Here is a 15,796-nt window from a genome sequence, read left to right on the forward strand (position 1 = left end):
CTGACGGTGACCGGCCTGACGACTGCGCCCCAGAGCTTCACCGCCAAGGCGTTGTATGCGCCGGGGGCGACCTCGGCCGCGCGGACCTTCAGTGTGGTCATTAAAGCAGCATTCCTAGAAGTCCGTTTAGGCAACCGAAATCCCAACGGGCAGTTGTTAAGTTCAGGTGCCAGGATTTCGTCAACTACAACTATTACTTTTTATTTAAAGGACGTTCCTACTAGTCATAAATATTCTCGGATATGGAGTTCATGGTTTCCCGATGGTAGCAACAATACTGATATTGAGATTAAAGATCGGAACTTGGGGGATCCTCCGGCTAGTCCTCACAGTAGGGGCGTCCCGAGCAATGGCAATCCTTCGTACTACTGGGCTGATACCTCGGACAAATTTAGTGACGATGGCCCTGCTCCAGAGTTTGTTTATGGTGGAGAGTTTGTTATCTACTGGATTTAGAACAAAGAGTAAAAGTAAAGGGAAAAGGGATAGAAATGGGGACGCATTTATTTTCCTGTCCCCCTGAAAAGCCGCCCTCCCTTCAACCGGGAGGGCGGCTTTTGTCGTTTCGGGTCAAGCCAAGGCACTTGTTGAATAGTGTTGAAGGTTATGTCCGCAAAGCCACGCAACCTTGCGCCATTGCCTACGCATCCGCCAGAATCCGCCGGCTTGTGCGCCTTGGGGGCGGGTTCTATTGTTTGGCGGTCGCTGACTTTTCAGTGATCGGGTTTAGCAGCTCGGCAATTCTCAGGGCACGCGGGTCTCGCTATTACGTTATGGCGGCTTTGCGTGGGGCACTTCGGTGCGCCGGGATCCTTGAGCCTGGTCTGCTAACCCGCGTACAGCCGCCACCTCCTCGTTTAGCAGCGATGGTTGACGGCTCCATTTCTCAAGGAGCTTTACCATGATCAAACCAACGCCAAACCCGCCCGAAGTCGATTCGACTTCCCCCTACGAAACCCTCGACTCCAAGAAATTCCACGAAGCCGCCGAGCGCGCCCTCGATCATTACCTCAATCCCCTCCTCCCCCGAAAACCGCTGCTCAAACCCAACACCCGCTACCTCATCGCCCCCGGCATCGACAGCGAAGAACTGCTGGCCGACGCCTGCGAAACCCTGACCTCGGCCAAGGTCATGGCCAATGACTTCGCCGGGCTGGTGGACGGCTCGCAGCGGCATGTGCTTTTGGGGATTGCGCAGTTGATCATGCTGGGGGAACTGGCGGTGAATCGGGTGCTGGATAATCTGGAGTTGAAGGCTGAGGCGTCCGCTGTAGCCTGAGCAAAGAAAAACCCGCCGCCTGATCGTTCCCACGCTCTGCGTGGGAATGCAGCCCGGGACGCTCCGCGTCCCAAAGAGCGGACGCAGAGCGTCCATTGAGGCATTCCCACGCGGACGGTTCGACGCCTCGACGTGGGAACGATCAAGTGTTTCGAGGTGGGGGCGATCGACGCGCAAAAAAACCCGCCGTCCCGTTTGATCGGGGCGGCGGGTTTTGTCGTTTCAGCGTTCAGATCAAACCGTATCCACCTTCAACGAATGATCATTGAGCATGCCGTTGATGATGGTCGCCGTGTCGTGCCCGCTGGCAATCAGACCACCCGCCCCCGGTGTCACCCCGTAGTGGCTGGCCAGGTTGACGCCGGCCAGGTCGATGGTCTGGTTCGGCGTGGCGCCGGCCATGGCGCTGACGTCGATGCTGGTCATGAGCGAGGCGCCGCTGCCGGTGACGGTGAAGTGCAGGTAGTCATCCAGTGACGCCGACGTGCCGTTTTCACCTTGCAGCAGTTGCGACAGGTCGAGCTTGTCGGTGCCGGGGGTGAAGTCGGTGACGAGGTCGTGACCGCTGTTGCCCTTGAGCCACTGGAAGGTGTCAGCGCCCGGCCCGCCGGTGAGGGTGTTGTTGCCCATCCCGCCGATCAGCAGGTCATCGCCCCCGCCGCCATTGAGGATGTCGTTGCCCAGGCCGCCGTTGATCACGTTGTTATTGTTGTCGCCGGTGAGGGTGTCGTTGAAGTTCGAGCCGACGAGGTTTTCGATGCCGGTCAGGGTGTCCGTCCCGGCGCCAAGGGTGTTTTGCGCACCGAGCAGGCCGAGGTTGACCGTCACTCCAGCGGTCGCGTGGGCGTAGCTGGCGGTGTCGATGCCAGTGCCACCGTCGAGCAGGTCGTTGCCCGGGCCGCTGTAGAGCAAGTCGTTGCCAGCGCCGCCGTGCAGTTCGTTGTTGCCGGAGCCTGCGGTCAGCACGTCGTTGCCGTCGCCGGCGTTGATGATGTTGTCGCCGGTGCCGGCCACCAGTACGTCATCGCCCGAGGTGCCGGTGAGGGTGTGGCCGTCCTGATAGCTGATGGTCACGTTCGCCGTGTCGCTGCCGCCGTGGTTGTCGTTGGCGGTGTAGGTGCCGTGGTAGTCCGGGGTGATGTCGTGGGCCCCGGCGTAGTTGAGGGTCATGGTCAGCTGGTAGTTTTCCGCCGCGTTGACGTTGTTGCCCGTGGTGTTGCTGATGTTGGTGATGTGGATCTGGTAGACGCCGTCGGACGTCGCTGTCAGGGTCTGGCCGTCCGCGAGGGCGATGTACGCGCCGCCGTTGATCGAGTACTCCATGGTGATGTGACCGGCCGCCAGGTTGTGGTCCAGGTTGAGGGTTTCGCCCTGGCGCAGGTTGACGGTGATGCGGTCTTCATCGTTGGCGTTGGTGTTGGTCACCGCACCGAGGTAACCGCTGACCACCAGCACGGCGGTCATGGTCGCGGCGTTGGCGCTGAACGAATTACGCACGTTGGCCAGGTTCTGGTTGGCGGCGGTGTTGGCGTTGGTGCCGGTGAAGCTGATCGCGCCGGTGCCGGTGAAGTCTGCCGATCTGGAGATCCAGCCGGTGTTGAACGAGGTCGGCGTGGCGTTGAGGGTGTCGCCGTTCGGGTCGGTGTCGTTGGCCAGCAACAGTTCGCCCGGCACCACGATGTTGCCCGACAGCACGTTGGTGATGATGTGGTCGTCCGCCGCCACCGGAGGCGCGTTGGGGATCACTTTCACGGTAAGGGTCGAACTGGCGAGGTCGCCATCGTTGTCGCTGAGGGTGAAGCCAATGTTCTCGGTGATCACCACAGCGGTGGTTTTCTGCGAGGTGTAGCTGTAGTCACCGGTGTCGAGGTTGACCACCAGGGTGCCGCTATTGTTGGTGGCGATACTCAGAGTGTTGTTCACCGTGTTGAACGTGCCGTGGTTGGCGCCACCGCTGGCGACCAGTGAACCCTGGCCGCCGTTGGCTTTCGGGTCATAGGTGTAGGTGGTGCCGTCGACCACGATGGATTTGATGAACCCGCCATCGGCGCCGAACGTACCGCCCTCGCCGATCATCGAACCGGTGACCGGCGCGCCCTCTACGGTGCCGGACAGCACCGAATTGAGTTGATTAAGGTCGGTGACCACCACCGCGTTGGTGTTGGTGTGCGTGATGCCGTCATACGCCAGCGGATCGAGGTTGGCGTTGCTCACGCCGCTGCCCAGGCCGATCGCGTAGTTCTTGATGTTGTTGGCATCGAGGAACGCCTTGAGCGTCGCTTCGTCGGCGGTGCCGATGTCACCCTCGTTGGGTTTGCCGTCGGAGAAGAAGTAGCCGACGTTTTGCGCCCCGGTGAGTTTGCCCGAGGTGTTGAACGCGTTGTACATGGTCGCCACGGCCGCATCGTAGTTGGTGCCGCCGCCCGCGCTGAGCCCGGCCAGAAGGGTCTTGGCCGTCGCGACATCGACCCACACCGAAGTGCGGTCGGTGGCGTTGCTGCTGAAGGTGACGAGCTGCACTTTCACATCGCCCAGATCGTCGTACTTGTCGAGCAAGGCACCGATCGCCTGCTTGGCCAGCTCCAGCCGCGACAGGCCCGGCACGCCAGAGGCGTCGGCCATGCTGCCGGAGATGTCGAGGACGATGAGGATGTTGGAGTCAATCTCCACCGCCGCCACCGAACGATCCGACGCTACCGCTTTTGGCACGTCGTCGACGATGTTGACCACGATGGTGCTGGTGGTGCTGTTGCCCAGCGCATCGGTGGCTTTGTAGGTAAAGCTTTCGCTCAGGGTGTTCGGTCCGTCGTTGGCGTTCGGCGTGGTTTTCGGCGCCGAGGTCAGGGTGTAGGTGTAGGTGCCGTCGGCGTTGAGCTGGATCTGCCCGTAAGTGCCGGTGGCGCTGCCGACGAGGGTGTAGGTGATCGCCCCGCTGCCGCCGCTGACCGAACCGACCAGCGTGCCGGTCGCGGTTTCGCCGGTGTTGCTTGGGGCGCTGCCGGTGACCGTGCCGGGGGCCAGGTCTTGCCCGTCCTTGGTCAGGTCGAGGGCTTTTTCGTAGACGGTCACGTCCTGATCGGTCGAGGCCACGAGTTTGCTGTCGGCGACGTTGACGGTGATGGTGGTGGTGCTTTCGTCGCCGTCACTGTCGCGGATGGTGTAGGTGAAGGTGTCGGTGGCGCCCGGCGGGCTCACCGAGTTCGGGTTGCTGTGATAGACCGCGTTGCCGGCCGCATCGAGGGTCAGGTAACCGTAGTTGCCGTTGATGTTGCTGTTGAGGCCGCCGATGGCCGAGGTCGCGGTGTTGCCGCCGGCGCGCACGCCGACCACGATCGCCGCGCCATCTGCGCCGCTGATGTCATTGCCCAGCACGCTGATGTTGACCGTGCCGCCCTCCGCCACCGAGCCGGTGTCGGGTTTGGCAGTCGGCAGGTCGTCGATGATGTTGACGTTGATCTGCCCGGTCGCAGTGCTGCCGTCGGTGTCGGTCGCCACCACGTTGAAGTTCTCGGTGATGCTGTTGGCGCCGTTGGCGTTCGGGTGGGTTTCGTTATCCACCAGGGTGTAGCTGTAACTCACCACGCCGGTGGTCGGGTTGTAACCGGTGATGGTCAGCGTGCTGCCCAGCGGGGTGACGGTCGATTGCGGGAAGCCGGCGGCCACGCCGTTGGTCATCACGGCGATGCCGCCCACGGTCAGGGTTTGCAGACCGTCGAGCGCGGTGACGGTGAAGGTGCCGCTCTGGGTCAGCGCCGGGGTGTCGGGACTGGTGCCGTCGCTGAGGTTTTTCTCGTAAACGGTCAGCTCGCCGCCATACACGTCGAGACCGTTGAGGACCACCGGATCGTCGTTATTGTGAATGTTCAGCACCAGGTTGGCGGTGCTGGTGTCGCCATCGGCATCGGTCAGGGTGTAGGTGAAGGTCTCGGTGCCGTTGCCACCGCCGTGCAGATTCTTGAAGTCTGCATCGTTGGTGTTCAGCGTGTAGGTGTAGGTGCCGTTGGCATTGAGCACCAGGGTGCCGTAAGTGCCGGTGAAGGTGCCGGGGGTGATCGGGCCGGCATTCGGACCGGTTGCCACCACGTCGGCGCCCTGCACGTCGTTGGTCAGCACGTTGCCGTTGAGGGTCAACTGGGTTTCCGACGCGGTGCTGGCGTTGCTGTCGTTGATCGCCTTCGGCACGTCATCGACGATGCTGACCACGAGGGTGCTGGTGACGACGTTGCCCAGCGAATCGGTGGCCTGGTAGGTGAAGGTTTCGGTCAGGGTGTTGGCGCCGTCGTCGGCGTGCGGGGTGGTGCTGGCCGGTGAGGTCAGGGTGTAGGTGTACGTGCCGTTGGGGTTGAGCACGATCTGCCCGTAGTTGCCGGTGGCGCTGCCGACCAGCGCATAGCTGATCGCACCGACCGCGCCGGTGACCGAGCCGACCAGCGTGCCGGACGCGGTTTCCCCGGTGCTGGTCGGATCGCTGCCGGTGACCGTGCCAGGAGCCAGATCCTGGCCGTCCTTGGTCAGATCGAGGGCTTTTTCGTAGACGGTGACGTCGGTGTCGCTGACCGCGCACAGTTTGCTGTTGTAGACGTCGATGGTAATGGTGGTGGTGCTTTCGTCACCGTCGGAATCGCGCACGGTGTAGGTGAACACATCCACCGCGCCGGGGCCGCTGACGGCATTCGGGTTGCTGTGATAGACCGCGTTGCCGTTGGCGTCGAGGGTCAGGTAGCCGTAGGTGCCGTTGATGTTGCTGTTGAGGCCGCCGATGGCAGAGGTCGAGGTGTCGGAACCGGCGCGCACGCCCACTACTGCGCCACTGGCTGCCGGGCCGTCGGCGCCGCCGATGTCGTTGTCCAGCACGTTGCCGCTGACGGTGCCGCCCTCCTGCACCGACGTCGCGTCGGGTTTGGCGGTCGGCAGGTCGTCGATGATGTTGACGTTGATTTGCCCGGTGGCGGTGCTGCCGTCGGTGTCCGTCGCCACCACGTTGAAGTTCTCGGTGATGCTGTTGGCGCCGTTGGCGGTCGGATGGGTTTCGTTATCCACCAGGGTGTAGCTGTAGCTGACAACGCCCGTGGCCGGGTTGTAACCGGTGATGGTCAGCGTGCTGCCCAGCGGAGTGACGGTTGATTGCGGAAAGCCGGCCGCGACGCCATTGGTGATCACGGCAATGCCACCCACGGTCAGGGTTTGCAGACCGTCGAGGGCGGTGACGGTGAAGGTGCCGCTCTGGGTCAGCGCCGGGGTGTTGGGGCTGGTGCCGTCGCTGAGGTTTTTTTCGTAGACGGTGAGTTCGCCGCCGTTAACGTCGAGGCCGTTGAGGTACACCTGATCGTCGTTGTTGTGGATGTTCAACACGAGGTTGGCGGTGCTGGTGTCGCCGTCGGCATCGGTGATGGTGTAGGTGAAGGTTTCAGTGCCGTTGCCGCCGCCGTGCAGGTTTTTGAAATCCGCATCGTTGGTGTTCAGCGTGTAGGTGTAAGTGCCGTTGGCGTTCAATACCAGGGTGCCGTAAGTCCCGGTGAAGGTGCCGGCGGTGATCGGGCCGGCATTCGGGCCGGTTGGTACACGGTCAGCACCTTGCACGTCGTTGGTCAGGACGTTGCCGCTCAAGGTGAGGTTGGTTTCCGACGCGGTGCCGGCGTTGCTGTCGTCCACGCCTTTTGGCAGGTCGTCGACGATGTTCACGTCCAGTGTCGCGTTGGCGGTGGTGCCGTTGTCATCGACCACGGTCACGGCGAATTGCTCGTTGAGCACATTCGCGCCGTTGGCATTCGGGTGCGCTTCGTTGTCGACCAGGGTGTAGCTGTAGCTGACGACGCCGGTGGCGGCGTTGAAGCCGGTGATGGTCAGCGTGCTGCCCAGTGGCGTGGTCACCGATTGTGGGAAGCCAGCCGCCACGCCATTGGTGACTACGGCAATGCCGCCGATGGTCAGCGTGGTGACGCCATCCAGCGCGGTGATGGTGAAGGTGCCGCTTTGGGTCAGGGCTGGCGCATCGGGGCTGCTGCCGTCGCCGAGGTTTTTTTCGTAGACGGTGAGTTCACCGCCATTCACGTCGAGGCCGTTGATGATTACCGGGTCGTCGTTGTTGTGGATCTGCAGCACGAGGTTGGCGGTGCTGGTGTCGCCGTCAGCATCGGTGATGGTGTAGGTGAAGGTTTCAGTGCCGTTGCCGCCGCCGTGCAGCGCTTTGAAATCGGCGTCGCTGGTATTCAGCGTGTAGGTGTAAGTGCCGTTGGCGTTCAGCACCAACGTCCCGTAAGTCCCGGTGAAAGTGCCCGCCGTGATCGGGCCGGCGTTGTCGCCGACAGGCACGCGGTCGGCGCCCTGCACGTCGTTGGTCAGGACGTTACCGCTCAACGTGAGGTTGGTTTCCGAAGCGGTGCCGGCGTTGCTGTCGTCCACGCCTTTTGGCAGGTCATCGACGATGTTCACGTCCAGCGTGCCGTTGGCGGTGGTGCCGTTGTCATCGACCACGGTCACGGCGAATTGCTCGTTGAGCACATTCGCGCCGTTGGCATTCGGGTGCGCTTCGTTGTCGACCAGGGTGTAGCTGTAGCTGACGACGCCGGTGGCGGCGTTGAAACCGGTGATGGTCAGTGTGCTGCCCAGTGGCGTAGTCACCGATTGTGGGAAGCCTGCGGCTACACCGTTGGTGACCACGGCAATGCCACCGATGGTCAGCGTGGTGACGCCGTCCAGCGCGGTGATGGTGAAGGTGCCGGTCTGGGTCAGGGCTCCCGAATCCGGGGCGCTACCGTCGCCGAGGTTTTTCTCGTAAACGGTGAGTTCACCACCCTCGACGTTCAACCCGTTGATGACCACAGGATCGTCGTTGTTGTGGATCTGCAGCACGAGGTTGGCGGTGCTGGTGTCGCCGTCGGCATCGGTCAGGGTGTAAGTGAACGTCTCGGTGCCATTGCCACCGCCATGCAGATTCTTGAAGTCCGCATCACTGGTATTCAGCGTGTAGGTGTAGGTGCCGTTGGCATTCAGCACCAACGTGCCGTAAGTGCCGATGAAGGTCCCGGGGGTGATCGGGCCGGCGTTTTCGCCGACAGGTACGCGGTCGGCGCCCTGCACGTCGTTGGTCAGGACGTTGCCGGTCAGGGTCAGTTGGGTCTCTGATGCCGTGCCATTGTTGTCATCGAACGCTTTCGGCACGTCGTCGGTGATGTTGACGTCCAGCGTGCCGGTGGCGGTGTCGCCATTGCTGTCGCCGGCGATCACGGTGAATTGCTCGCTGAGGTTATTGGCACCGTCGCCCGCCGCGTGGGTTTCGTTGCCGTTGAGGGTGTAGCTGTAACTGACCGTGCCGGTGGCCGGGTTGTAGCCGGTGATGGTCAGGGTGTTGCCCAGTTGCGTGGTGATCGATTGCGGGAAACCGATCGGCACGCCTCCGACGATCACATTGATGCCGCCGATGCTCAGGCTGCTCAGACCGTCCGGCGCCGACACCGTGAAGCTGCCGGTCTGGGTCAGCGCGCCAGGGTTGGCGGCGGAACCGTCGGGCAGATTGGCTTCGTTGAGATTCAATTCGCCACCGGCAACAGACAGCCCGGTGAGTGTGACCGGATTGTTGACTGGCGGTGGTGGTGGAGCGATCGGCGCGGTGTCGTCACCGTTGTTGATCACCGCGTTGTGGCGTTCTTCGGGAAACTCGGGAATGCCATTGAAACCGGCGGTGGGGAAACCGATGACCGGATCGACCCGGCCCGCCACTTCAGTCAACAACACGAAACTGTGGCCGCCACCCAGCGCGCCCGGCGCACCACCGGTGGCTCCGGGGCCCGCCGCCGTCGCTTCGGCGGTTTGGGTCGGGTCATCGCCAGCGGCAATGGCTTTCTGGATCTGTTCGACGTCGGTCAGTTGCGACTCGCTCGGGGTCACCGCTTCCGGTGCATTGACGTGGGCCGCCTGATCGGCGAGCAACTGGCCGGTCATGGTCAGGCTGCTGTCGCGGCCGAGGGTCAGTTCCTGGCCGTTTTGCAGATGAACGGCAACCGCCCCCTGCGCCCCGGTGATCAATTGATCCCCTGCAAACAGCCGATCGCCTTCGACCAGTGCGCGACGAGAGCCGTCCGCCGACTGAGCGAAAACCTGACCAATGACTTTAGTGACGATCCCGATGAGCGTTGCCATGTGCATTCCTCCGCTGCCGACCACCGTCGGCGCTGGTTCGCGAAGCAGCCCATGGCTCAAGCGGGTTGTCGGGGCGACGCTCGCACCTCGACAGTTCGTTTCGCAGGTTGCGCAAATCCAGAAATGCCAGCGCCATCAGGCACTTGGAATCTCTGTTCACTGCAGCAGGCCCACTAGCGCTACGTAACGGTGGTGAATCACCCGAGTGACAAAAATCTGTCGCTCATCAGCCGCTACGCGTCCCTCCCCTTTAGCAGTACTTCGCCGTATGTCGCAAAGTGAGTGGAACTTTCCTCAAGCCTTTCTGTGCTCCCTAAAGCGCATAAAACAAAGGCTTTCGAGTGGAACAATGTGCTGGATTTGGCGAAGCGCATAAGTTTTTTTTGGCATAACCCTTATGAAAATTTTTTCTTAGCTACGCTTCAGGATGTTCTTAGCTCTGTTGTTACAGGCATGAAACGCTTTTTACTAAAAATATCGTCAATAAATTGGCGACAGCGAAACACCATCAGGACTCAGGGAGATGCACCCATGCGCGTACTAACCCCCCTCTGCAGCGCGGTTTTGCTGGCCATGGCTTGCACTTCTCAAGCCCAGGCCATGAACCTCACCGAGGCGATTCAGAGCACCATCGCCACCCACCCCGAACTGGCCTCGCGCGTGGATGCGCGCCTGTCGGCTGATGAACAGGTGAAGGTCGCCAAGGGCGGCTTCTATCCGTCGGTGGATCTGAACGCTGCTTACGGGCGCGGCTACAGCGACAACACCAACACCCGGGCCTTCGGTAACCACCACACCGAAATCCTCAATTACACCCAGTCCGAGCTGCGGCTGCGGCAGATGCTGTTCGACGGTTTCAACACCGCCAACGAAGTCGAGCGCACCAAGGGCGTTTCCAACTCGCGCGCCTATTACGCGCAAGGCACCGCCCAGGATCTGGCCCTGCGCACCATCGAGGTCTACCTTGAAGTGCTCAAGCGTCGCGAACTGGTGACCCTGGCCAAGAACAACCTGCAGGCGCACTTGCGGGTCAACGACCAGATCGGCCTGCGCACCGAGCGCGGGGTGGGCAGCACCGCCGACTCCGATCAATCGGTGGCCCGTAAGGCGCTGGCGCAGAACAACCTCGACACCGCCGAAGTCGATCTGGCGGATGCCGAGTCGAACTTCTACAGCGTGGTCGGGCGCATGCCGGATGAGCTGGAAACCCCGGCCTCGACCCGCGGCGAATTGCCCGCCACCTTGCCTGAAGCCCAACAGAGCATGGTCGAGAACAACCCGTACCTGAAATCTGCCCAGGCCGACGTGCAATCGGCCGAGAGCCAGTACGAAGTCGCCAAGTCGCCGTTCTATCCACGCTTCGACGCAGAAGCCGCCGTCGGCGCCAACAACAACGTGCAGGGTGACGAGGGCCACGACAACGAATGGCGGGTCGGTGTGGTGATGAACTACAACCTGTTCCGTGGCGGCAGCGACAAGGCGCGACTGGCCTCCGACGCGCACCAGATCAACCAGGCGATGGACATCCGCAACAACGCCCTGCGCCAGCTCAACGAGAACATTCACCTGGCCTGGAACGCCATGCTCAACGCCAGGAAACAGACCCCGACCGCCCGCGAATACGCCGAGACCACCAAGCGTGTGCGCGCTGCGTATCAGGATCAGTTCGGCCTCGGCCAGCGCACCCTGCTGGACGTGCTCGACAGTGAAAACGAGCTGTACAACGCCAACCGTCGTTACACCGAAATCCGCTACACCGAGGAATACTCGATGTACCGCGTGCTGGCGAACATGGGCCAGTTGTTGAGCAAGCAACGGGTGGTGCTGCCGGCCGATGCGATTGCCGCGACCGAGGTGAAAAACGAAGCGCGCTTGCCCGAGCTGAAATAACCACACTGCCGAAGGCTGTGTTTTTGATCGTTCCCACGCTCTGCGTGGGAATGCAGCCCGTGACGCTCCGCGTCACTGGACGCAGAGCGTCCCTAGAGGCATTCCCACGCAGAGCGTGGGAACGATCAGTACGGTTCGACGCTTCGACGTGGGAACGATCAACACAGGGTTGATGTGGATAGCCGAGCCAGTTCAACGGGAGCGATCAATATGACCAGCATGCAACCCGGTAACACCGGGATCGATCCGCGGCTGAGCTTCGATGACCCGTTGCTCGATGGTCTGTTGATCCTCTGCAAACTGCATGGCGCGACGGTCAGTCGCGCCAGCCTGAGCGCCGGGCTGCCCCTGGACAAACAACGCCTGAGCCTGGACCTGCTGCCCCGCGCCGCAGCCCGGGCCGGGTTGCAGGCGCGTTTGCTGCGCCGGGAACTCAAGGACATTTCACCGCTGAACCTGCCGGTGCTGTTGTTGCTGGGCAACGGTCGCACGGCAGTGCTGCGGCGTTTTAGCGAAGACGGCAAGGCGCTGATCCTACCCAGCGAAGCCGACGGCGGCGAGCAATGGGTCAGCCGTGAAGAGCTCACCGAACACTACAGCGGCCAGGCCTTGTTCGCCCGGCCACGGCATGAACTGGAAGACCTGCGTTCACCGCTGGTGCCACGGGTGCAGGCGTGGTTTCGCGACACCCTGAAGCTGTCGAAATGGCTGTACAGCGACGCAATCCTCGCCAGTTTCCTGATCAACCTGCTGGGCCTGATGGTGCCGCTGTTCGTCATGCAGACCTACGATCGCGTGGTGCCAAACCAGGCCACGTCGACCCTGTGGGTGCTGGCCATCGGGCTGCTGATCGGCACCGGTTTCGAACTGGTGCTGCGGGTGGTGCGCGCGCACCTGCTGGACACCGCCGGCAAGAAAACCGACGTGATCCTTTCTGCGACTTTATTCGAACGCATCACCGGCATGGCGATGAAGGCCCGGCCGGCGACCATCGGCGGCTTCGCCCAGAGCATTCATGATTTTCAGGGCCTGCGCGAATTTCTCACCGCCGTGACCCTGACCAGCCTGATCGACCTGCCCTTCGTGGTGTTGATGCTGGTGGTGATCGGCCTGCTCGGCGGCTGGCTGGTGGTGATTCCACTGCTGGCGTTTCCGATCACGATCGTGTTCGCGATGATCATTCAGGTCCGCCTGCGCGACACCGTGCAGAAAAGCCTGAGCCTCGGCGCCGAGCGTCAGGCGTTGCTGATCGAAACCCTCGGTGGCCTGGAAACCCTCAAGGCGTGCAGCGCCGAAAGCGAGCGCCAGCACAAATGGGAAAGCACCCACGGCGCCCTCACCCGCCTCGACAGCCACGCCCGTAATCTCTCGGCGCTGGCCACCAACGGCACGCTGTTCATCCAGCAGTTTTCGGGGATGGCGACAATTGTGGCCGGGGTTTACAGCATCATCGCCGGCAACCTCAGCGTCGGCGCGCTGGTGGCGACTTACATGCTCGGCAGCCGCGTGCTCGCGCCGCTGGGCCAGATCGCCGGGCTGATCACCCGCTACCAGCAAGCGCAACTGACCATGAAAAGCACCGACGCGCTGATGTCCCTGCCTCAGGAACGCGACGGCAAACAGCGGCCGCTGGAGCGCACGCAACTGCAAGGTGCGCTGGACGCCAACGCGGTGACCTTCCACTACAACGGTCAGAACGCCCCGGCCCTGAGCAACGTCAGTTTCAGCGTCAGACCCGGCGAACGGATCGGCATCATCGGCCGCAGCGGCTCGGGCAAAAGCACCCTGGCGCGACTGGTGATGGGCTTCTACGAACCGGACGAAGGCCAGTTGCTGCTCGACGGCCTCGACCTGCGGCAACTGGATGTCGCCGACCTGCGCCAGCAGATCGGCTACGTCGCCCATGACCTGCCGCTGCTGGCCGGCAGCCTGCGCGACAACCTGACCCTCGGCGCCCGCTACATCAGCGATTCACGGATGCTCGAAGTGGCCGAACTGACCGGCGTCACCGAGCTCGCCCGCCAGCACCCGCAAGGCTTCGACCGGCCTGTGGGCGAGCGCGGGCAATTGCTCTCCGGCGGCCAGCGCCAGGCAGTGTTGCTGGCGCGGGCGCTGTTGCTCGACCCGCCGATCATGCTGCTCGACGAACCCACCAGCGCCATGGACAACAGCAGCGAAGACGTCCTGCGCCAGAAGCTGCACGGCTGGGTGCAGGGCAAAACCTTGTTGCTGGTCACCCACCGCACTTCAATGCTGAGCCTGGTGGACCGGTTGCTGGTGCTGGACAACGGCCGGATCGTCGCCGACGGTCCGAAAGAAGCGGTCATCGATGCGTTGCGCAAGGGCCGGGTCGGCTCGGCAGCGGTCTAGGAGTTACCCCATGTCTGCTTCCTCACCTTCAAAACCCCGCGGTTATTTCGACAGCTTCGGTAAAAGCGCCGAAGCCGAATTCATGCCGGAAACCGCCGGTGCCTCGCTGCAGGATTCGCCACGCTGGTCGCGCATCACCGTGTGGCTGGCGGCGGCGCTGCTGATCAGTGCGCTGGTCTGGGCCAAGTTCGCGGTGTTGCAGGAAGTGACCATGGGCGAAGGCAAGGCGATTCCGTCGAGCAAGGTCCAGGTGATCCAGAACCTGGAGGGCGGGATCGTCACCGAGATCTTCGTGCGCGAAGGACAAATGGTCGACAAGGGCGACAAACTGCTGCGCCTGGACGACACGCGGTTTCTGTCGAACAAGGGTGAGAGCGAGGCCGATCGTTATGCCTTGACCGCGCAGGTCGAACGCTTGTCCGCCGAAGCAGAGGGCCGGCCGTTCAAGCTGTCGGACGAAGTGATCGCCAAGGCGCCGCAAGTGGCCGAGGACGAGCGTTCGCTGTATGAACAACGGCAGCGGCGGCTGGCCAGCGAACAGAGAACCCTCAGCGAACAACTGCGGCAGAAGACTCAGGAACTGGCGGAGTTTCGCTCGAAACAGGGGCAATACAGTTCGAGCCTGGCGCTGGTCAATCAGGAAATGAACATGTCCGAACCGCTGGTCAAGACCGGTGCCGTGTCGCCGGTGGAGATCTTGCGGCTCAAGCGCAGTGCCGTGGAAATCCGCGGTTCCCTGAACGCCACGACCCTGGCCATTCCCCGCGCCGAATCGGCCATCGCCGAGATCCGCAGCAAGATCGACGAATCGGAACAGACCTTCCGCTCCGAAGCGGCCAAGGAGCTCAACGAGAAACGCACCGACCTGTCGAAAATCACCGCGTCGAGCATCGCCATCGACGACCGCGTCAGCCGCACCACCGTGACCTCGCCGGTGCATGGGGTGATCAAGCAGATGAAGGTCAACACCATCGGCGGCGTGGTGCAGCCGGGCAGCGACATGGTGGAAATCGTGCCGTTGGAAGACAACCTGCTGATCGAAGCCAAGGTCCGCCCTCAGGACGTGGCGTTCCTGCATCCGGGCCAGAAAGCCATGGTCAAGTTCAGCGCCTACGACTACACGATCTACGGCGGGCTCAGCGCCAAGCTTGAGCTGATCGGCGCCGACACCATCACTGATGACAAGGGCAACAGCTTCTACCTGATTCAGGTGCGCACCGACAAAAACCATTTGGGCGGGGATGTGAAACCGTTGCTGATCATTCCGGGGATGGTCGCGACGGTGGACATCATTACCGGGGAGAAAAGCGTGCTGGATTACCTGCTGAAACCGGTGCTGAAAGCCCGGACCGAGGCGATGCGCGAGCGGTAGTGATTGATCGCTCTCACGTTGATCGTTCCCACGCTCTGCGTGGGAATGCATCCAGTGACGCTCTGCGTCACCGTCTCGAAGGGACGCGGAGCGTCCCGGGCGGCATTCCCACGCGGAGCGTGGGAACGATCAGGCGATCAGTATCCGTCCGATCAGCCTCCGTGATTCTTCTGGAAAGTCTCCTCCCCCATCGCCGCAATCTGCCCCTCGATCAGCGCCTCAAACGGCTTGAGCAACGGCTCGAAAGACGCCGGCGCTTCCAGCGTCTGCAACGCCTGAACAATCGCCTCGATCGTCGACAACGCTCCCGGCCCCGGTGCCTTGCGCAGTCGATACCGGGAAACCCCGCCTTCGGCCAGCGTCACCCGCGGCAACGCCGCCAGCAACGGATTGAGGTGCAACATCTTGCGCGCCTTGCGCCACGTGCCGTCCGGCACCACCAGCAACAGCGGTTCATCGCAAGCCGCGTAAGCCTGCATCGGCTGCGCATCCTCCGCCGGGAACAACAACCGTGCCCGATACCCCGGCCGATTCAGCAGCGCGGGCAAATCCTCGAATACCTCACCGACGATCAGCTCGGCATTGTTCAACCCGAGCGCCGCCAGCCGTGCGGTGTTGAGCGCGTGATTGACCTCGCTCGGGTGCTGCAACAGCAACACCCGGGTGCGGCTGTCGAGGCTGGGGATCAGCGGACACAGGCAATGGGTTTGTGGGCGCAGGCAGCGCGGGCATTGGGGTCTGGACAT

7 protein-coding genes are annotated in these 15,796 nt (G+C 62.4%); 5 read left to right on the forward strand and 2 right to left on the reverse strand.

The window, feature by feature from the left end; translation table 11 throughout:
* Together BMZ46_RS29450 and BMZ46_RS04340 are read left to right on the forward strand one after the other, a co-directional pair.
* Positions 1-456: hypothetical protein (locus BMZ46_RS29450; protein WP_218190430.1), on the forward strand; the 456-nt coding region annotated here is incomplete at its 5' end.
* 445 nt (positions 457-901) lie between these two features.
* Positions 902-1,279 (forward strand): DUF6124 family protein, encoded by a 378-nt coding sequence (locus BMZ46_RS04340; RefSeq protein ID WP_039772519.1) that lies wholly within the window; start codon positions 902-904, stop codon positions 1,277-1,279.
* A gap of 234 nt (positions 1,280-1,513) precedes the next feature.
* Here BMZ46_RS04340 and BMZ46_RS04345 read toward each other — a convergent pair whose 3' ends face one another.
* Entirely contained in the window at positions 1,514-9,418 is a 7,905-nt protein-coding gene (locus BMZ46_RS04345; protein WP_092163855.1) for a retention module-containing protein, read from the reverse strand.
* A gap of 531 nt (positions 9,419-9,949) precedes the next feature.
* Here BMZ46_RS04345 and BMZ46_RS04350 point away from each other — a divergent pair.
* From BMZ46_RS04350 to BMZ46_RS04360, 3 genes are all read left to right on the forward strand, one after another.
* Positions 9,950-11,308: a TolC family outer membrane protein gene (locus BMZ46_RS04350; protein WP_074691154.1), complete on the forward strand. Its 1,359-nt coding sequence runs from the start codon at positions 9,950-9,952 to the stop codon at positions 11,306-11,308.
* Between the two features lie 210 nt (positions 11,309-11,518).
* Positions 11,519-13,678, forward strand: coding sequence for a type I secretion system permease/ATPase (locus BMZ46_RS04355; RefSeq protein WP_074691152.1), 2,160 nt, complete (start codon positions 11,519-11,521; stop codon positions 13,676-13,678).
* Between the two features lie 10 nt (positions 13,679-13,688).
* Entirely contained in the window at positions 13,689-15,050 is a 1,362-nt protein-coding gene (locus BMZ46_RS04360) for an HlyD family type I secretion periplasmic adaptor subunit (protein WP_039772526.1), read from the forward strand.
* Positions 15,051-15,202: 152 nt separating this feature from the next.
* Here BMZ46_RS04360 and BMZ46_RS04365 read toward each other — a convergent pair whose 3' ends face one another.
* Positions 15,203-15,796 carry a tRNA-uridine aminocarboxypropyltransferase gene (locus BMZ46_RS04365; RefSeq protein ID WP_074691150.1) on the reverse strand — a complete coding sequence of 198 codons (594 nt, stop codon included), beginning with the start codon at positions 15,794-15,796 and terminating at the stop codon, positions 15,203-15,205.

The sequence above is a fragment of the Pseudomonas sp. NFIX49 genome (genome assembly GCF_900115915.1).
In the GTDB taxonomy this organism is placed as follows: domain Bacteria; phylum Pseudomonadota; class Gammaproteobacteria; order Pseudomonadales; family Pseudomonadaceae; genus Aquipseudomonas; species Aquipseudomonas pharyngis.

Coding starts and splice junctions, on each gene's coding strand:
- BMZ46_RS04340 (WP_039772519.1), top strand. CDS start 902: ATGATCAAACCAACGCCAAACCCGCCCGAAGTCGATTCGACTTCCCCC.
- BMZ46_RS04345 (WP_092163855.1), bottom strand. CDS start 9,418: ATGGCAACGCTCATCGGGATCGTCACTAAAGTCATTGGTCAGGTTTTC.
- BMZ46_RS04350 (WP_074691154.1), top strand. CDS start 9,950: ATGCGCGTACTAACCCCCCTCTGCAGCGCGGTTTTGCTGGCCATGGCT.
- BMZ46_RS04355 (WP_074691152.1), top strand. CDS start 11,519: ATGACCAGCATGCAACCCGGTAACACCGGGATCGATCCGCGGCTGAGC.
- BMZ46_RS04360 (WP_039772526.1), top strand. CDS start 13,689: ATGTCTGCTTCCTCACCTTCAAAACCCCGCGGTTATTTCGACAGCTTC.
- BMZ46_RS04365 (WP_074691150.1), bottom strand. CDS start 15,796: ATGTCCAGACCCCAATGCCCGCGCTGCCTGCGCCCACAAACCCATTGC.